Annotated in this window: 12 protein-coding genes; 10 read left to right on the forward strand and 2 right to left on the reverse strand. The window is 67.3% G+C overall.

The annotated features are described in order from the left end of the window. Nucleotides 1-253: 253 nt before the first annotated feature. From QMZ25_RS16965 to QMZ25_RS17000, 8 genes are all read left to right on the forward strand, one after another. Nucleotides 254-1,192: a nucleoside hydrolase gene (locus QMZ25_RS16965; protein WP_065175735.1), complete on the forward strand. Its 939-nt coding sequence runs from the start codon at nt 254-256 to the stop codon at nt 1,190-1,192. 88 nt (nt 1,193-1,280) lie between these two features. Next, nucleotides 1,281-1,523: a type B 50S ribosomal protein L31 gene (locus tag QMZ25_RS16970; RefSeq protein ID WP_005410871.1), complete on the forward strand. Its 243-nt coding sequence runs from the start codon at nt 1,281-1,283 to the stop codon at nt 1,521-1,523. 296 nt (nt 1,524-1,819) lie between these two features. Continuing rightward, nucleotides 1,820-3,097 carry a citrate synthase gene (locus QMZ25_RS16975; RefSeq protein WP_164150898.1) on the forward strand — a complete coding sequence of 426 codons (1,278 nt, stop codon included), beginning with the start codon at nt 1,820-1,822 and terminating at the stop codon, nt 3,095-3,097. Between the two features lie 289 nt (nt 3,098-3,386). Beyond that, nucleotides 3,387-3,905, forward strand: a complete 519-nt coding sequence (locus QMZ25_RS16980) for a CS1 type fimbrial major subunit (protein WP_283220006.1) — start codon at nt 3,387-3,389, stop codon at nt 3,903-3,905. Nucleotides 3,906-3,957: 52 nt separating this feature from the next. Further along, nucleotides 3,958-6,717 (forward strand): TcfC E-set like domain-containing protein, encoded by a 2,760-nt coding sequence (locus tag QMZ25_RS16985; protein WP_283220007.1) that lies wholly within the window; start codon nt 3,958-3,960, stop codon nt 6,715-6,717. Continuing rightward, nucleotides 6,714-7,841, forward strand: coding sequence for a CfaE/CblD family pilus tip adhesin (locus QMZ25_RS16990; RefSeq protein ID WP_283220008.1), 1,128 nt, complete (start codon nt 6,714-6,716; stop codon nt 7,839-7,841). The genes QMZ25_RS16985 and QMZ25_RS16990 overlap by 4 nt, the downstream gene beginning before the upstream one ends. Nucleotides 7,842-7,863: 22 nt before the next feature. Then, nucleotides 7,864-8,571, forward strand: a complete 708-nt coding sequence (locus tag QMZ25_RS16995; protein ID WP_128988506.1) for a pilus assembly protein — start codon at nt 7,864-7,866, stop codon at nt 8,569-8,571. A gap of 53 nt (nt 8,572-8,624) precedes the next feature. After that, nucleotides 8,625-14,324, forward strand: coding sequence for an ESPR-type extended signal peptide-containing protein (locus QMZ25_RS17000; protein WP_283220009.1), 5,700 nt, complete (start codon nt 8,625-8,627; stop codon nt 14,322-14,324). Nucleotides 14,325-14,408: 84 nt separating this feature from the next. On the opposite strand, the gene QMZ25_RS17005 is transcribed toward QMZ25_RS17000, so the two are convergent. Continuing rightward, the gene (locus QMZ25_RS17005) at nt 14,409-15,056 is read right to left on the reverse strand and encodes a hypothetical protein (RefSeq protein ID WP_065175739.1); all 648 of its coding nucleotides are present in this window, start codon (nt 15,054-15,056) and stop codon (nt 14,409-14,411) included. 154 nt (nt 15,057-15,210) lie between these two features. Further along, nucleotides 15,211-17,631 (reverse strand): penicillin-binding protein 1A, encoded by a 2,421-nt coding sequence (locus QMZ25_RS17010; RefSeq protein WP_053518448.1) that lies wholly within the window; start codon nt 17,629-17,631, stop codon nt 15,211-15,213. 220 nt (nt 17,632-17,851) lie between these two features. Between QMZ25_RS17010 and QMZ25_RS17015 the strand changes: the two genes are divergently transcribed. Both QMZ25_RS17015 and QMZ25_RS17020 read left to right on the forward strand, forming a co-directional pair. Then, complete coding sequence (locus tag QMZ25_RS17015; RefSeq protein WP_053518451.1) at nt 17,852-18,910, forward strand: pilus assembly protein PilM; 1,059 nt, start codon at nt 17,852-17,854, stop codon at nt 18,908-18,910. Further along, on the forward strand, nt 18,910-19,624 hold a 715-nt coding region (locus QMZ25_RS17020), incomplete at its 3' end, for a PilN domain-containing protein (RefSeq protein WP_283220010.1). The genes QMZ25_RS17015 and QMZ25_RS17020, both read left to right, overlap by 1 nt.

Here is a 19,624-nt window from a genome sequence, read left to right on the forward strand (position 1 = left end):
TGTCGAAGGCGGGGTGGGTCCGGTTGCGGGGGCGTGAGCGCCATGGATGGCGCGACCGAGCCTCCAGGGATGGATTCACGGCGTCCCCCGCAACCGGACCCACCCCGCCATCCCCCAGGAAACCAGCTTTTGCCGTTGCTCTGGCGTTTGCTGTTGATCCTGCGGGTGCAGGGCACAGCCCTGCCAGAATCCCCATACTTGCAACGGTCATCATCCCGGTCCACACTTCGTTGCCGATCTGAAGACGGCAACGATGACCCACAAGATCCCCCTGTTGATCGACACCGATCCCGGTGTGGACGACGCCCTGGCCCTGCTGATGGCCTTTGCCGATGAACGGCATGACGTGGTCGCCCTGACCATCGCCGCCGGCAATGTCGGCCTGCAGTACACCGTCCGTAACGCCCTCAAGCTCTGCGACATCGTCGGCCGTCCCGACGTGCCGGTGTTTGCCGGCAGCCCCGATCCGCTGCTGCATCCCTCCGTCGATGCCGCGCATGTGCACGGCCGTGATGGCTACGGCGATGTCGATCTGCCACCGCCGGGCCGACAGGCCGAAGCCGAGCATGCCGCGCTGGCGATCCTGCGCCTGTCGCACAAACATGCCGGCGAACTGATGCTGGTGATGCTCGGCCCGCTGACCAACCTGGCGCTGGCGCTGAAGCTGGACCCGACCCTGCCTCAGCGCATCAAGCGCATCGTGGTGATGGGCGGCGCGGTCACCTGCCACGGCAACATCACGCCGGCGGCGGAGTTCAACATCGCCTTCGATCCGGAAGCGGCGCACGTGGTGTTCACCGCATTCAAGCACCTGCTGGTGTCGGACTGGGAAGCCACCGTCGCCCACGGCCTGCCGCTGCAGCAGGCCGAGACGTGGCTGCAGGCCGATTCGGAGCGCGCCCGCTTCTATGAGCTGATCTCGCGCAAGACCCGTGGCCTGTCCGAAGACAGCAAGGGCGGACGCTGGTACACCGCCGATGCCCTGGCCATGGCCTGGGCGCTGAACCCGGAAGGGCAGCTGCGGGTGGAATCGCGGCCGCTGAACGTGGAACTGAACGGAACGTTCAGTCGCGGCGCGACCCTCGTCGACTGGAACCGCCAGACCGGCCAGCCGGACAACTGCGACCTGCTGATGGCCTACGACCAGGCCCGCTTCGAAAGCCTTGTGCGGCAGGCACTTGGCGCGGACTGAGCGCGGATCCACGCAACCGGTTGCCCCAAGGGGCGGCCGGTGCTTATAATGCCGCTCTTGACCACCAGCCCATTTACGGTGTGAGCCCATGAAGGCCGATATCCATCCGAACTACCGCGACGTCGTCTTCCATGACGTCACCTCCGATTTCAAGATCCTGACCCGCTCCACCATGGCGACGAAGGAAACCATCCAGTGGGAAGACGGCAACGAATACCCGCTGGTCAAGGTTGAAATTTCCTCGGCTTCGCATCCGTTCTACACGGGCAAGCACAAGGTCATCGACACCTCGGGCCGCATCGACAAGTTCCAGAAGCGCTACGCGCGCTGATCTGTCGATCCAGCTCCGAACCGACGGCCGCGCTCTGCGCGGCCGTTTGTTTTTCCCCGGCGCCTGCCCAACAGGCGTTTGGATGGACAGAACACTGCGTTCGCGTGACAACGCTTTTGCCGATCCGGGCCACTCGCTGGCCGGGTTCCGGCCGCCTGCCGTCTACGACTTCCGTCTAGCACCGGGCAAATGCTGCTGTGCGATAATGGCGTGATCCACGACACAGGTCGTGGACGTCATTCACGTGCCTGACCAATGCGCTTGGGCAGGCGCCTTCCCATGAAGGAGCGCACACAGTGTCCGATCTTGATCAGGTCACGCTCAACGCCGGCGACACGTCGGTCGTTCTGCCCGTCATCAAACCCACCCTTGGCAACGACTGCGTCGACATCGCGAAGCTGACCAAGGAAACGGGGTTCTTCACCTACGATTCCGGCTTCACCGCGACGGCCAGCTGCAAGTCCGCCATCACCTACATCGACGGCGACAAGGGCGTGCTGCTGTACCGCGGCTACCCGATCGAACAGCTGTCGGAAAAGTCGAGCTACGTCGAAGTGGCCTACCTGCTGATCAACGGCGAGCGTCCGAGCGCCGAGCAGCTGAAGGCCTTCACCGATGAGCTGGCTGCCGAGGCCAACGTCCCCGATTCGATCAACACCCTGATCGGCAGCTTCGCCAAGGATGCCCATCCGATGGCCATCCTGGCTGCCGCGATCGCGCAGCTGTCGGCCGTCTACCACGACGCGCTGGACCTGTCCGACGCCGAACAGCGCCGTCAGGCCGCTGTGCGCCTGATCGCCAAGGTGCCGACCCTCTCGGCGCTGATCTACCGTCACGGCAAGGGCCTGCCGGCCAACACGCCCGACACCTCGCTGGATTACGTCAGCCGCTTCCTGAAGCAGACCTTCGAGTCGGCCGACGGCCAGTACGAACTGAATCCGGACGTGGTCAAGGCGCTGGACCTGCTGTTCATCCTGCACGCCGACCACGAGCAGAACGCGTCCACCTCGACGGTGCGCCTGGTCGGCTCGACCGGTGCCAATCCGTATGCGTCGGTTGCCGCAGGCGTCACCGCGCTGTGGGGTCCGGCCCATGGCGGTGCCAACGAAGCCGTGCTGAAGATGCTGGAAGAAATCGGTTCGGCCGACAACGTGGAATCGGCCGTGCTCAAGGCCAAGGACAAGACCTCCGGCTTCCGCCTGATGGGCTTCGGCCACCGCGTCTACAAGAACTTCGATCCGCGCGCCAAGGTCATCGGCGAGATGACCAGCAAGGTGCTCAAGCAGCTGGGCGTGCAGGACCCGCTGCTGGACGTGGCCGTGAAGCTGGAGCAGGCCGCGCTGCAGGACGACTACTTCGTCGCCCGCAAGCTGTACCCGAACGTCGATTTCTACAGCGGCATCATCTACAAGGCGCTGCAGATTCCGACCGAGATGTTCACCGTCATGTTCGCCCTGGGCCGTACCTCCGGCTGGGTGTCGCATTGGCTGGAACAGCAGGTCGATCCGGAAATGAAGATCGGCCGTCCGCGCCAGGTCTACACCGGCAGCGACGTGCGCGACTACCAGGGCTGATCGCCCCGCAATCGCAACGTGGAAGAACGCCCCCGCAAGGGGGCGTTTTTTTTTTCCCATGCCGTGGTCGTGCCCTGGTCGGAGCAATGCCGAAAGCGTCGCATTCTGCTGGTCACGGCACGCGCGATGCGTGTGTGATGTCGCAGAAGTACGCGTAATCGGCAATCAAGAAACGTTGCATGTACACCGCAGGAGCCGATCAATACCTTGACCGCGCTGCTGGCAGGGCAGGTCCGTGCCGGCAGTGCTTCCATCCAGGAGGCAACCCAATCCATCAGAGAGAGAAACCATGTCGCACATGTTCAAGAAGGCCGCCCTGGCCGTGGCGCTCGCCGGCGCTTCGCTGACCGCGCAGGCCGCCGTGGAAACCAACATCACCGTGTGGGCGAACGTCGATCCGACCCTGTCCCTGCTCAAGGCCGACGGCACCGCGCTGCCGGACGCGGTGCAGCTGGTCTACCGCGCCGGCGGTGCCGGCCTGTCGTCGTGGACCGAAGATGTGCGCATCTTCACCAATGACACCGAGAAGGACCTCAGCGTGCGCCTGGCGGCCGACGCCGTGCTGCGTCCCGACCTGGCCGCACCGGGTGCCATCAACGTGCCGCTGACGGTCAGCCTCAACGGCCGCGCCCTGGAGACCACCCCGATCGACTTCGCTGCAGACGACCTGTTCGACAGCGCGATTCCGGGTGCGTCGATCGCCATGCCGCTGCGCGTGCAGCAGACCGTGTCCGGCGAGATCAACTTCGCGGGCCTGTACAGCGGCACCGTTGCGCTGGTCGTGTCGCAGAACACCGCCGCGCCGTAATCCCCACCGCGCCGGCCCGTGCGCGGGCCGGCCGGCCATCGGTTGTCTCCCCATGTTGATACCTGCACCTGCCCACAGCCGGCTGGCGGTCGCGCTCGCCCTGACGTTGGCCATTCCGGCCCTGCCGGCTGTCCACGCACGGCCGGTACCGGCCGGTTTCGAAGACCTCGCCAGCGGCCAGACCGAGCGTGTCGAGGTACGCCTGTTCGGGCAGTCGGCCGGCCTGTGGTCCGCCTGGGTCACGCTGGATACGGTGCAGCTGGACCAGCCCGCGCAGGTACTGGAAGCCCTGGGTCTCAGCGCCGATGCGCGCGACGCGCTGCAGGCGGCACTGGCTGCACCGCTGCCGCGCAACAGTCATCTGGCCTGTCCCTACGGCCAACCGGATCCCGGCTGCGGCTGGATCGACAGTCCGGACGATCCTGCGCAGGTGCACGCCATCTTCGATGAAAGCGATGGCGTGCTGATGTTGTTTCCGGCACGCCGGTGGCTGCCACAGCAGAGCGCGCAGCGCTCGCCGTTCCATCAGGTGTCCGAGCAGGCACAGAACGCGCTGCTGCAGCAGCAGACCGTGAATTTCAGCGGGGGCGATGGCTATCAGGCGTTGAGCGTGCAGGGCAGCACGGTGCTTGGCGTGCTGCGCGATGGCCATGTCGCCAGCAGCTGGAACTACAGCCGCCAGGCGCGGCAGGGTTATCGCGCGCATGACCGTTTCCAGCTGGACGATCTCTACTATCGCCACGATCTTGCCCAGCGCCACTACGTGCAGCTGGGCCGCATGGACCGGCGCAATCTGTCCAGCCAGCAGGGCGGCACCTTCGGGTTCGGCATGCTGCCCCTGGATCGCTTCGAGGGGCTGCGCGTGGGTACCACGCAGGCCTACGTCGATACCGACGCGAACGTCACTTCCACCCCGTTGACTGTGCTGCTCGGCCGCGATGCACGCGTGGATGCCTTCGACGGTGATCGCCTGCTGCAGACCTTCTACCTGCAGGCCGGTGTCAACGATCTCGATACGCGCCGGTTTCCGCTCGGCAGCTACACCGTCAACCTGCGCATCTATGAGGATGGCCGCTTCGTGCGCAGCGAGGAGGCGCCCTTCAGCCGGGGCGGCGACTGGTCCGAGCGCAGCCTGCAGTGGTTCGTGCAGGGCGGGCGCCGTCGTGCGCATGCGACACGTGCAAGTGACATCGGCGATGCGTCCGACACGGCGGTACAGGCGGGGTTGCGCATCCCCCTTGCGCGCAACTACGGCATGACAGCGGGTATCGCCCGCGTCGCCGATACCGGTTACGGCGAACTGCGCCTGGAGGGACGCCAGCAGTTCGGGCGGCATGACCTGCAGGCGATGGTCGGCGTGCTGAACGGAGGCGACGGCAGCCACGGCTTGCAGCAGCAGCTGAGCTATCGCCACTACGCGTCCTGGAATGTCTATCGGCAACGCCTGCGCGGCGGTGCGTGCCAGAGCAGCACGCCGGTGCTGCATGACCGTTTCGGTTGTGTCGATGCGCTCAGTGCCTCGGTATCGGCGCCCCTGTTCGGCGGCAGCCTGTACCTGGGATACACGCGCCGGCGCAGCTTCACCCCGGAGTGGAGCCTGCCCGGCGAAGACGACGATGCCTGGACGGGCCTGCCGCCGGGCCTGCAGCCGCCGCATGTGCCGGCGCTGCGTCCTGCGCAGACCTCGCGCAGCCTGCAGGCCAGTTACAGCCGTACCCGGCAGTGGCGTGGACTGAGCATCGGCAGCCGGCTGGGGGTGTGGCAGCAGGACACCGATACCGGCAGCGGGCGCGGGCCTGCCCGTGATCGCGGCCTCTACCTGAACATTGCAGTCTCGCGGCTGCAGCGGATCGACGACGGCAGCGTGCAGCAGCGCGTGGCGCTGGACATGCGCCAGCCCCAGCACAGCCGCCCGGATGCCCGCCTGGGCCTGTCGCATTCGTTGCGGCAGGAGCGCGACGGCGACGCGCGCGATCTGGGCGCCGAGCTGAGCGCGTACAACGACGACCGCTACAGCGCGCTGGCCAGCGCCCGTATCGACAACCGCTTCGGGCAGAGCGGTGCATCGGTGTCGTACTACCAGCACCACGGTGGGGGTGAACTGGCCTACAGCGGCAACCACACGTCGGGGCTGTCGCTGTCCGCACGCGGGCTGCACTGGGGCGGCGCCCATGGCGCCGATGCCGGGGTAGTGGTCAGCGTGGACGATGCGCGCGATCTGGAGCTGAGTGGCGCGGCTGCCGACATCCGCGCCGGCAGCAACCGGCGCCGCATCCTCGGCTTCGGCGAGCGCCGGCTGCTGCCGCTGGGCGGCTACCAGCGCCACCGCGTGGACGTGCAGGACGCCAGTGCGCACGACAGCGACGCCGCAGTGCGTGTCGCCCGCCTGGGCGCGGCGCAGCACGCCTTCCTGCTGCCGGGAAAGGTGATCGCGCTTCCGGTCACGCTGGACGTGACCTACACCTTCATCGGCAACGCACGCGACATCGCCGGTACCCCGCTGGAAGGCGCCCGCATCCTCAACGCGCCGGTGCCCTCGCTGGGCCGCGACGGCGGCTTCATCGCCGAATTCCCGCAGCGCGAGCCGGTGCTCTACCTGCTGCGTGCAGGCGACCTGCTGCAGTGCCCGCTCACCGTGCGTGAGCGCCGCAGCGTGGTGCTGCTGGTCGGCCAGGTGCAGTGCGAACCGCTGGCGCTGGAGCAGTTGCCGGCACCGATCCGCCACCAGGCGCGGGTACAGCGCCTGTTGAACGAACTGGCCCCGGTGGCGGGGCGCAACGAACGCAATGTGATGAGTGGAGGTGCGCGATGAGGACCGCATGGAGGCTGCTGCTGGCCGCGGCCTGCCTGCTTGGCAGTGCACAGGCGCTGGCACAGCGCCCACCGGCAACGACGCCGGCCACCGGCGTGATCACCACCGACATCGTCCGCACCTTCGACCGCTCCGCGCCCGAAGCGCTGGAGCTGTGGGCGCCGCGGACGGTGCTCGGGTATGGGGAGGTGGAGCTGGGGTACGGGAAGATCCATTTGACGTGTGGTGACGAGCCTGAGTACGGACAGTGTCCGATGCGCGATACCGGAGATTCGTCTGGAAGGAGCCGATTTCCCGTCGGTTTCAGCGAGGCGCGTAGCGGGCAGAAGATCGATGTAGCCGTTACAGGTTGGCTGGAACGTGTCGAGTGGGAAAGAAATTGCACCGTCGACTACTGGAACAACGCCGAGTTTCCTCTTTGGTCGTCATTCCAGAATCAGTGCATGGTTCCTCCCGGGGGCACCGGTGTTGCTCTGCAGCTGCAGTCCGAGGATGTTCAGCAGTTGGTCGCCGGCCGCTGGACTGCAGAACTCCGCCTCAACCTGCGCGTCGATCCTGACGGCCCGATCATCGCCACCCATGTGTTCCGGTTCGATCTGACCATCACCGATCGCGACCGCACCATGATCTACCTGCCCGAGTTCGGCATGGCCGAGCCGCTGGTGGGCCTGCAGCTGGACTACCGGCCGATTCCCTCACCCGGCACGATCGGTGGCACCGCCGTGCTGGACATGTGTCTGTACGACGGCATGGGCTCGCAGAGCGAGTATCTGGCCATCACCGCACGTGACATGGGCCCCGCCGCGCCGGGCCGTCCGCCATCGCAGTACTCGGTCTGGCACCGCGACGGTGGGCGCGAGGCGCAGGACCGCCTGGACTACCAGCTCAGCCTGGACCACAGCGGCCAGAAGATCGCCCTGCGCAACAACGAGGAAGTGCTGCTGCGCGGCATCGATACCGCCGAGCTGCGGCTGGTGATGCTGCCCGACATGAACCAGTGGGTGTACTGCGTGCCCACGCCGCTGACCCTGGAAACCCCCCGTGTGCCGGCGTCCGAGAAACGCGAGGGCTACTACGACGGCCGCCTCAAGCTCGAAATGCGCCTGCCGACCGACCGCCTCTGACCTTCCCCTGGAACCCGATCCCATGAGCAAGATTCCCCTGGCCGGCGCGCTGCTGCTGGCCCTTCTGCCAGCGGCACCGGTGCTGGCCAATCTCAACGTCCACCCCATGCGCGTGCACGCCGAAGCCGGCAAGACCACGACCGTGCGCGTGCACTCGCAATCACCGCAGCCGCAGTACGTGCAGGCCACGGTGAAACGCATCCTGCACCCGGCCAGTGACCACGAGGAAGAAGTCGATGAGGCCGTCGGCACCGCAGCGGTCATGGCGGTCACGCCAGGACGCTTCGGTCTGGCAGGAGGCGGCACGCGCCTGATACGGATCATTCCGCTGCAACCGGTCGAGCAGGAAACCGCGTTCCGCATCTACTTCGAAGGCGTACGCGGTCCTGATGACAGCACGCCGGAGGTGCCGGTGCAGGGCGCCAGCGCCACGTTGGGCGTCAGCCTGGTCTGGGGCGTGCTGGTCAATGTGCTGCCCGCCGAGGGGCGCGTCGAGATGGCCCTGGACGGTGATCGCCTGTTGAACCGCGGCACGCTGCGGCTCGGCGTCAACCAGGTGCAGGACTGCGACGCGGACGGCCGCTGCACCACGCACGAGATCAAACGCAGCCTTTACCCCGGCGCGGCGATGACGCTGCCGTTCGTGCCCCGCGTCGGCGGGCGCGTGGAGATCGACTACCGGCTCAGCCACGCCGGCTTCCGTGAACACCGGCAGACGCTGCAGCCCTGACTGCCCCGCCTTGCGCGCCCTCAAGTTCCCGTTTCCCAACCACCGAGACATCGATGAATCGCATCTACCGTTTGATCTGGAATACCCGCCTGCGCTGCTGGGCCGTGGCCAGCGAGCACACCCGTTCGCGCGGCAAGCCGGCTTCGGCGGCACGCCCGCTTGCCGCCGCCCTGTGCGTGATGCTGGCCGCTCCCGCGTTCGCGACCGAGGTTGCATCGGATCCGTTGATCGTGCCCGACGCCATTGCGGCGGAGGCTGACGCAGCACCGGCAGAGTGGGACGCGTTGATGAGCGCGTTCATCGGCTCGCCTGCCACGTCGCGCAGTGTCGGCACTACCAGCTACCAGAACGTGCTGATCGGTGGAGGTTCCACGGTCAACAGCACCAAGGGCGTGGCCATCGGCGTGGGTTCGGTCACGGCGTTCGACGGCATCGGTATCGGCAACAATGCCCAGGGACTTGCCGGTGGCGTGGCCATCGGCATCAATGCGGGCACGGGAAGCGGCGAAGGGGGCACTGCGATCGGCAAAAGCGCCACGGCGCTGGGAGTCGGGGCCGTCGCGATCGGCCTCAACAGCTACGTTGGCGCGTCCGGTAACAGTGCGGTCGCGGTCGGGCGCAATGCCCGGGCCGAGGGTAGCGATGCCACGGCGATGGGGCCGAGGGCACAGGCGTCGGGATCCAGATCGGTAGCGCTGGGCAACAATGCGCAGGCACAGGCGCAGGGATCCGTCGTCATCGGTGACGGCAGCAGACTTGCCAACGGCAACGCACACCACGCCATCGTGATCGGCAGCGGTGCGCGCTCCGGCGGCTACGATGCGGGCATCGCCATCGGCCAGAACGCCGTGACCGACGGCCACGGCAAGGCCGTGGCGCTGGGTGCCAACGCCAATGCCGGGCAGAGCAATGCAGTGGCCCTGGGCGCCGGCTCGGTCACCAGTGCCAGCAACCAGGTCTCGGTGGGCAATGACACCCTGAAGCGCCGCATCGTCAATGTGGCCGATGGCACCCTGAGCACCACCAGCAGCGAAGCAGTGACCGGCAAGCAGCTGCACGCCACCAACCAGAGCATCGCCAGCGCGACGGGCACGGCGAACGCGGCGAAGACGGCCGCAGACCAGGCTGCGACGAAAGCCGGGCAGGCCTTGGCCAGGCTGGATGGCAGCCGCATCGCGATTGGGACCGGTGCCACTGCAACGGGCACCAACAGCACCGCCATCGGCAATGCCGCCGATGCGTCCGGTGGCTACAGCAACGCCCTGGGTTTCCAGGCGTCCAGCGCCGGCAGCAACGCCGTGGCGATGGGCACCCTGGCATCTGCGGACGGCAGCAGTGCAGTGGCATTGGGTAACCGCGCGCGGACCGAGGGGGGCGACAACGGCGTGGCCATCGGCAATGCGGCATTGGCCTACAACAATGACGGTCTTGCACTGGGCAACAATGCCCGCAGCGGCGTCAATGCGGCCGGTGAGCGCGTTGCCGCGTCCAACGGCGGCGTGGCGCTCGGCACCGGCTCGCGCAGCGGCAATGGCGGCGTGGCATCGGGCCTGCGTGCCTCGGCCACCGGCGACCGTGCCGTGGCCATCGGCAACGACGCCAAGGCCGACGTGATCCATGCCACCGCACTGGGCTATCAGGCGGCGGCCACCGCCAACCAGGCCACGGCGCTGGGCCGCGGCAGTGTGGCAAGCGCCCGCTTCGCTACATCCGTCGGCAATCTGTCCGAAGCGACGGCCGAGAGCAGTGCCGCCTTTGGCGACCGCGCGCTGGCCAACCACACCGGTTCGGTGGCGTTGGGCAGTTCCTCCACCACCTCCGGCAGCAACCAGGTCTCAGTCGGTAATGCCACGCTCAAGCGCCGCATCGTCAATGTGGCCGATGGCACGCTGAGCACCAGCAGTGCCGAAGCCGTGACAGGCAAGCAGCTGCATGCCACCAACCAGAATGTCACCGCAGTCACCCAGGCAGCTACTGCGGCCCAGGCCGATGCCACACGCGCGCTGACGGCCCTGGCCAGCACCACCACCGCCGTCGGCCAAGGCGCGTCGGCCGGCAGCAATGCCGTGGCGGTCGGCCATTCGGCGAAAGCGGAGGGCTCCCACAGCAACGCCTTCGGTTACCAAGCCAGCGCGGCTGGCGCCAACGCGGTGGGCGCGGGCACCCTGGCGGGCGCCGCGGCTGACTCCTCGGTGGCGCTGGGCAATCGTGCCGCCGTGGATGCCACCTCCAGCGGCGCCATCGCACTGGGCACCAACGCCAAGGTCAATGCGCAGGCGGGCAACAGCGTCGCGCTGGGCGCGGGCTCGGTGGCGACCGGCGCCAACCAGGTCTCGGTGGGCAGTGCCACGGTGAAGCGGAACATCGTCAATGTGGCTGACGGAACGCTGAGCACCACCAGCGCCGAGGCGGTGACCGGCAGGCAGCTGCATGCCACCAACCAGAACCTCGCCACGGTGAATACGCTGGCCAACACCGCGCACAGCATCGCCAACGATGCGCAGACCAAGGCCAACGCGCTGGGGGGCCTGCTCAGCCAGAGTGCCGGCAACAGCGACGTCCGCGTCGGTGCCAGTAATACCGGTGGCGCGGTGGACATGCGCAACCAGTCCAGCGCCAACCGTCGCGTCATCGGCGTGGCCGACGCGGCACTCAGCAGCACCAGTGCCGATGCGGTCAGTGGCCGGCAGCTGCATGCCACCAACCAGAACGTCACGCAGGTCACCGCCACCGCCGCCACGCTCAGTGGCCTGGTCGGCCAGGCGGCAGCCGGCGGCGATCTGCGGCTGGGCGCGCAGAACAGTGGCACCGTCCTCGATGTCCGTAACCAGGGCAACGCCAGCCGTCGTATCAGTGGCGTCGCCGATGGTGTGCTGAGTGCAGCCAGTACCGACGCGGTGAGTGGTCGCCAGCTCAACACCACCAACCAGAACGTGACCACGGCCACCACCCTGGCCAATACGGCGCACAGCGTGGCCAACGCCGCCCAGTCCACCGCCAACGATGCACAGGGCAAGGCCAACGTGCTCGGTGGCCTGCTCAGCCAGACCTCGTCCACCGGCGACGTACGACTGGGAGCCGCCAACAGCGGCGGCGTGCTGGATGTGCGCAACCAGGGCAACCAGGCGCGTCGCGTGCACGGCGTTGCCGCCGGTCAACTGTCGGCCACCAGCGACGATGCAGTCAGCGGCCGCCAGCTGTTCGACAGCAACGCGCAGATCGCCCGCAACCGTACGGACATCGACCGCCTGCGCGAGGACTTCGAGGGCTTCGATCCGGACCTGTCCGATGTGGTGCGTTTCGACGCAGGCGGCAATGTCGACCTGGAGGGTGGGCGCCTGCTCGCCGTAGGCGACGGGCAACTCAGTGCCGACAGCCGCGAGGCGGTCAATGGCGCGCAGCTGTTCGCCACCAATACGAAGGTGGCCGAGCAGGGCGCGCAGATCGCATCCGCCCGGGACGACCTGGACGCGTTGCGCGTGGACTTCGACAACTACACGCCTGACCTGGGCAGCGTCGTGCAGTTCGGCGAGGACGGCACGGTGGACCTGAAGGCTGCGCGTCTGGTCGCTCTGGCTGATGGCGAGATTGCGGCAGGCAGCCGCGAGGCGGTCACGGGCGGGCAGCTGTTCGTGACCCATGAGCGGGTGTCGGTGCTGGAGGAGGCGCAGAAGTATGCGGTTGTCGGATTTGACGATCTGAGCATGCCGGCGGAGGCAGGCCTCCTAGCTACGGCCATGGGTAGTGATACCAAGGCATTGGCCGAGGGTGCTACCGCGATTGGCAGTTTCGCCCAGGCGCGGGGGAAGAACTCCGTTTCACTTGGCCGGGCGGCACTGGTCCATGAGGGCACTGAAAATGGCTTCGCACTGGGGGCCCGATCTCAGGTTCATGTGACCAATGGCGTTGCGCTTGGTTCATCGGCAGAGGTGCGTGCCGACGCTACTCAGAGCGTTGCGCTCGGAGCCTGGTCGGTTGCTCACGGTCCCAATGAGGTCTCTTTGGGGCATGCAACATTGAAGCGCCGAATCACCAACGCCGCGAAGGGCATTCAGGGGCATGACGTAACCACCGTCGACCAGCTCTCCGGCGTGGTGAACGCTCTCGGAGGCGGCGCGGGCTTTGCCGTGGATGGCAGCGTGATCGCTCCCTCCTATGGTGTGCAGGGCTCCATACACGGTACGGTAGGCGATGCACTGGCCGCGCTGGATGCGGGCGTGGACAGCAATCGTGGCGGACTGGATGCGATCGACGCGCGCCTCGATACGCTGGATCAGGCGCGGGCGATGGCGGATGCCAGTGCCGTGCGCTTCGGCGCCGACCGTTCCGCCGTCGATTTCGGTGGCGCGCGCCTCATCAACGTCGGCGAGGGCGATATCAGCCATGCGGGTAGCCGGGAGGTGGTCACGGGTGGTCAGCTTCATGCCAGCAACCAGCGGATCGCTGGCCTGGAGGAGAAGCACCTTTATGCGGTCGTGGGCTATGACGAGCTGAGCAAGCCTGCGGAAGCAGCGATCCTGGGCACTGCTTTGGGTAGTGACACCAAGGCGTTGGCGGAGGGGGCAACTGCGATTGGTAGTTATGCGCAAGCGAGGGGGAAGAACTCTGTCTCGTTGGGCCGCGCTGCGTTGGTGCACGTGGGGGCGGAGGACGGATTTGCACTGGGCGCGCGCTCGCAAGTACATGTTCGCAATGGTGTTGCCCTCGGCGGCGCCAGCCAAGTTCTGGCGGGCGCTGAAAACAGCGTCGCGCTTGGTCATAGTTCGCTTGCCAGCGGCGCGTACGAAGTCTCACTTGGCCATATCAACCTCAAGCGCCGCGTAACCAACGCTGCCAACGGCCGCGATGCCAGCGACCTCACCACCGTCTCCCAGCTCCGCAGTGCCTTCGCGGCCTTCGGCAGCGACATGCGCATGGATGCCGACGGCAACATCATCGCGCCGGAGTTCCACGTGCAGGGCCAGCGGCAGGCCACGGTCGGCGATGCGCTGAAGTCGCTCGACGGCGCGGTGGTCGACACGCGCCGGGATCTGGCCAGCATCGATGCGCGTTTCGAGCGCCTGTTCGACGATGGCGGCGTCCGCAATGACGGTACCGGCCAGCTGCGGCTGGCCGGGGAACACGGCAGGGTGCTGGGCAACGTGGCCAACGGCATGATCGCGCCGGGCAGCCGCGATGCGGTCAATGGTGGTCAGCTGCACGCCGTGCAGCAGCAGCTCAACGGCCGCATCGACGGACTGCAGTCGCAGATCGACGGGTCGGCGACGGCCAGCCGCCAGGCAGCGGTGGACGACGTCGCTGGCGAGTCGCCGGCGGACAGCCAGACCCCGGCACCGCCGGTCAAGGACGCGCCGTCGGTGGCCTCCACCGACACGCCGAAGCCGAAGCCGGAAGCCGACGATCCGTTGCCGCAGGTGGACTCGCGTGCCGTGGATCAGGCGGTGAACCAGGCGCAGGCCTACACCGACCAGGCGATGGCCAGCGTGGACCGCCGGCTGGACCGGATGGACAAGCGCCTGAACCGGATGGCGGCAATGGGCAGTGCGCAGGCGGCGATGGCGATGAACACCGCCGGCCTGCAGACCTACAACCGCCTCGGCGCGGGTGTGGGCCATGCCGAAGGCGAGTCGGCGCTGGCGGTGGGTTACCAGCGCGTGCTCAACGAGCGCGGCTCGGCCACCTTCAGCCTCAATGGTGCCTTCACCAACAGCGGTGAGCGCACCGTGGGCGTGGGCTTCGGCGTGGGCTGGTAACCGGCAGGGCGACGCGGTCCGGTCGCCCTGATGCATGACGACGCCCCACGCGGTCCGCCGCGTGGGGCGTCTGCGTTGTGGGGCTCAGATGCTGCCGAGATAGCTTTCGATCTGCTCCTGGCTGAGCAGTTCGCGCAGCTGGGCCTGCGAGGCGCGCCGCATCGGCTTCTCGTCGACCGGTGACAGCGGTGCCTGGCGCAGGGCGTCATACGGCAGCACGGCCAGGTCGAACGTCAGTTCCTCCGCACTGAACACCCAGACCGGCACGTCCAGGCTGCGCTCGCGGTCCAGGCGCAGCCGGCGCACGCGCGACTCGGCCGGAATGCCCTGTTCGTCCAGGAAGCGATGCACGGCTTCGGGGTCGTCGCTGTGCAGATGGACCTGCACGGGGCTGTTGGCATCGGCGGTGCCGTCCAGCACCGGGCCGACCAGGCGCGGGGCGAAGGCATGCAGGAATTCCAGTGCGCGCAGCGCAGCTTCGCGACGGCGCTGCAGCTCGTTGCCGTGCTGGGGGCCAGCGAACAGGCGCTGGTACTCGCGCAGCGCATCCTCGATCTCGACATTGCGGGGCAACGAGGCATCGTCATGGATGCCGAGCCGGCTGGCCGCCTTCAGTTTGGCCTGGTGGAAGTCGCGGATGCCGCCTTCGGCCATCAGGCGGGCGGCTTCGTGGGCGAGGCGGTGACGACGCTCACGGGTCTGGGTGGTGGCATGCTGGCGGGCGCGATGCATGCGGGAACTCCTGTTGCGACCTGGCTACAGACTAGCGCAACGGTGTGACATCTGCGTGGGGAATGGAACAGGGATACGGGGCCGGCCCACGCTCGGCTGGCCGGGCCGTCGAGCCGGGCATGCGCCGGCTCGACGGTGACGCCCGCGGCGCGCGTCAGAAGATATCGAACGCAGCCGCGTCGGCTTGCGGGGTATTGAGGTTGAGGTCGTAGTCCGTCAGGCGATCCATGTCCTCCACCTTGACCCATTCGGTCGCGCCGTTGAGCGTGGTCTGCACCATGCCGCTGGGCGGGTCGTTCTGCGCGATCGGCGTGTCCTTCAGCGCGGTGCGCATGTACTCGATCCAGATCGGCAGCGCGGCCTTGCCGCCGTATTCGCGGTAACCCAGCGAACGGAAGTCATCGCGGCCCACCCACACGGTGGTCACGTACGGGCCGCCGAAGCCGGAGAACCAGGCATCGCGGTGGTCGTTGGTGGAGCCGGTCTTGCCGCCCACGTCCTCGCGGCCGAGCACCTTGGCCTGGGTACCGGTACCGCGCTGGACCACATCGCGCATCATCGACACCAGCTGGTAGGCGGTGCGTGCATCGATCGCGCGCGGCGCGGTGCGCGCATCCGGGTTGACCGGTGCGGCAGCGGTTTCGGTGGTGGCCTGCGCCTTGGCGGCGGCCGGGTCCGGCGTGGGGGCCGGGGCACCGAAGTTGAAGCCGTCCACGACCTGACTGACCGGCTGGTCGCTGCTGCCGGCACAGTCGCGGCAGGCCAGTGCCGGGTTCTCCTTGAACACCAGGTTGCCGTCGCGGTCGTTCACCTGGTCGATCAGCCAGGTGTCCACGCGCGAGCCGCCGTTGGCGAACACGGCATAGCCACGGGCCACCGACAGCGGGGTCAGCGAGGCGGTGCCGAGCGACATCGACAGGTTCGGCGGCAGCTCCGATTCGGCGAAGCCGAACTCGCTGATGTACTTGCGGGCGTAGTCCACGCCCATGCCGTCGAGCAGGCGCACCGAGACCAGGTTGCGCGACTGCACCAGGGCTTCGCGCAGGCGCATCGGGCCGCGGAAGCCACCGCCATCGTTCTGCGGTGCCCAGGTCTTGCCGCGGCGGTCGCGGAACACGACCGGGGCATCAAGCACGATCGAAGCCGGGTTGTAACCCTTGTCGAACGCTGCGGCATAGACGAACGGCTTGAAGCTCGAACCGGGCTGGCGACGGGCCTGGGTGGCGCGGTTGAACTTGTTGCCGGAGAAGCTGAAACCGCCGACCAGCGCCTTCAGCGCACCGCTGTGGGCATCCAGCGAGACCAGCGCGGACTGACCGCGCGGGATCTGGTCCAGCAGCCACTCGCCCTCCTTGTCGCCGGCGCGCACACGCACGATGTCGCCGCGCTGCACCAGCTTGCCGGGGGTCTTGTTGGTCCACCGGGCGGCACCGGCCGGCAGCACGATCTCGCTGCGGTTGGCCAGCACCACCGTGGCGCTGCCATCGGCGCCGGCGCTGGCAACGATCGCCGGCAGCAGGCCTGCCTGCGCCGGGATGCCGCGCAGATGTTCGGCCAGGGCTGCGGCATCGTCGCCGGCCCCCAGCTGCACCTGCTTCTCCACGCCGTGCCAGCCGTGGCGGTGGTCATACAGCAGCAGGCCGTCACGCACCGACAGGTTGGCCGCGGTCTGCAGGGTCGAATCGATGGTGGTGGTGACGTGGTATCCCTTGTTGACCACATCGCCGCCGAAGCGCGCGATCATCTCCTGGCGCACCAGTTCGGCCACGTAGGGCGCCTCGACCTGCACCGGCGGCTCATGCGCGGTGGCATGCATCGGCACGGCCTTGGCCGCATCGGCCTCGGCCTGGCTGACGAACTTCAGATCGGCCATGCGCTGCAGCACATAGTTGTCGCGGCGCTGGCGGGCGCGTTCCGGGTTGGAGATCGGGTTGCCGGAGGAGGGGAACTTCGGGATGCCGGCCAGCGAGGCCATCTCATCCAGGTCCAGCTCGGCCAGCTTCTTGCCGTAGTAGAACTCCGCTGCCGCGGCCACACCGTAGGCACGGTTGCCGAAGAAGCTCTTGTTCAGATACAGCTCGAAGATCTCGTCCTTGCTCAGCTCGGACTCGATCTTGCGGGCCAGCAGGATCTCGGCCAGCTTGCGGGTGTAGCTGTACTCGGAACTGAGGAAGAACTGGCGGGCCACCTGCTGGGTGATGGTGGACCCGCCGGGCACGCGCTTGTCGTTGGTGGTGGCCAGCAGCCACACCGCGCGGGCGATGCCCTTGTAGTCCACGCCGCCATGTTCATAGAAGCGGGCGTCCTCGGTGGCCAGGAAAGCCTGCTTGAGCTTCTCCGGCACCTCCTTCATGGTGACCGGGGTGCGCCGGGTCTCGCCGAACACCGCCATCAGCTTGCCGTCGGCGGCATAGACGTACATCGGCTCCTGCATCTCCACGTCGCGCAGGGTCTGCACGTCGGGGAGCTTGGAGGACACAGCGTAGTAGAGACCGCCCACAGCGGCCGCACCGATCAGCGCCAGGACCAGGACAATCAGGAAGATCCAGCGCAGCCAGCGGCGGAGTCGAGTCATCGGGTTCAGATTCCGATTGCGAATTTCGTGGTCGCAGAGTATAGATTACGCAAGGTGGCGGCTGGGGTCGGCACCGGGGAGCGCAAGGGGGAAACGCCAGGGGCTGCATCGTGAACCTGTGAGGGAATTCACAGCAGGGCGGTTGCCATTTGCTAAGAATACGTTATTAATGCGCGGTCGCAGTTCTTGCGTCCAAGTGCCCGTCGGCAGGGGAGAAACCGTGGGGCTCATCCCAAAAAGTCAGTCGCCGCTTATTGGCGTCGACATCAGTTCGACTGCGGTAAAGCTGTTGCAGCTTTCCCGCAGTGGCAATCGTTTCCGTGTGGAACATTACGCCGTGGAACCACTGCCGCCGAATGCGGTCGTGGAGAAGAACATCGTCGAGGTGGAGGCCGTGGGTGAGGCCATCCGCCGGGCGTTGAACCGTTCCGGCAGCAAGGCGAAGCAGGCCGCCGCCGCCGTGGCCGGCTCGGCCGTGATCACCAAGGTGATCCCGATGCCGGCCGAGCTCGACGAGAACGACATGGAAGCGCAGATCGAGCTGGAAGCGGTCAACTACATTCCCTATCCGATCGAGGAAGTGAACCTGGACTTCGAGGTGATCGGGGTGATCCCGAACAACCCGGAGATGGTCCAGGTGCTGCTGGCCGCGTCGCGGTCCGAGAATGTGGAACTGCGCCAGTCGGCGCTGGAACTCGGCGGCCTCCAGGCCAAGGTGATGGACGTGGAGGCCTTCGCGGTCGAGAACGCCTTCGCCCTGGTTGCCAGTGAGCTGCCGGTGTCCACCGACGGCGTGGTCGCGCTGGTCGACATCGGCGCCACGATGACCACCCTGAACGTCCTGCGCGGCGGGCGCAGCCTGTACAGCCGCGAACAGGTGTTCGGCGGCAAGCAGCTGACCGACGAGATCATGCGCCGCTACGGCCTGAGCTACGAGGAAGCCGGCCTGGCCAAGCGCCAGGGCGGGCTGCCGGAAAGCTACGAGATGGAAGTGCTGGAGCCGTTCAAGGAAGCCACGGTCCAGCAGATCAGCCGCCTGTTGCAGTTCTTCTACGCCGGCAGCGAATTCAATCGTGTCGATCATATCGTGCTGGCCGGAGGCTGCGCGGTTCTTGGGGGCCTGCCGGAAATGGTCGAGGAGCAGCTGGGTGTGCCGACCGTGGTCGCCAATCCGCTGGCGCAGATGACGCTGGGACCGAAGGTGAACGCGCATGCGCTGGCCCAGGATGCTCCCGCGCTGATGATCGCGACCGGTCTGGCGCTGAGGAGCTTCGACTGATGGCACGCATCAACCTGTTGCCCTGGCGCGCCGAACGGCGCAAGCAACGCCAGCGCGAGTTCTACGCAATGCTGGGCATGGCCGCCGTGGGTGGCCTGCTGCTGTCGCTGATGATCTGGTTCTACTACGACCGCCAGGTCAGCGGCCAGATGGACCGCAATGCCTACCTGCAGGCCGAGATCGACAAGGTCAAGGAGCAGAACAAGGAGATCGACCGCCTCGACGCGCAGAAGGAGCGGCTGCTGGCGCGCAAGAAGGTGATCGAGGAACTGCAGGCCAAGCGCTCGCAGATGGTCCACCTGTTCGACGCGCTGGTGCGCACCATTCCCGATGGCGTCGTGCTGACCGCCCTGAAGCAGGAAGGGGACACCCTTACCCTGGAAGGCCGCACCCAGTCCAACGCCCGCGTTTCGGCGTACATGCGCAACCTGGAGACGTCCGGCTGGATGGCCAGTCCGGAGCTGTCGATCATCGAGGCGCGTGAGCCGGACAAGGACAAGGACGGTCGCCCGGGCCCGGTATCGGACATCAAGGCGCTGCCGTATGTGTTCGTGGTCAAGGTGAAGCTGCCGGCGCAGAGCGAGGAGGCCACCGCGCCGCCGGGCCTGAATGCCGATGGCACCGTGGCACCGGCCGCAGCCGCCGAACCGGTCGCACCGCTGTCGGCCGCACCCGAGGCGGCCACACCCGCCGCACCGGCCGCACCCGCCACCG

The sequence above is a fragment of the Stenotrophomonas sp. RS-48 genome, assembly GCF_030053245.1.
Taxonomy (GTDB): Bacteria; Pseudomonadota; Gammaproteobacteria; order Xanthomonadales; family Xanthomonadaceae; genus Stenotrophomonas; species Stenotrophomonas maltophilia_P.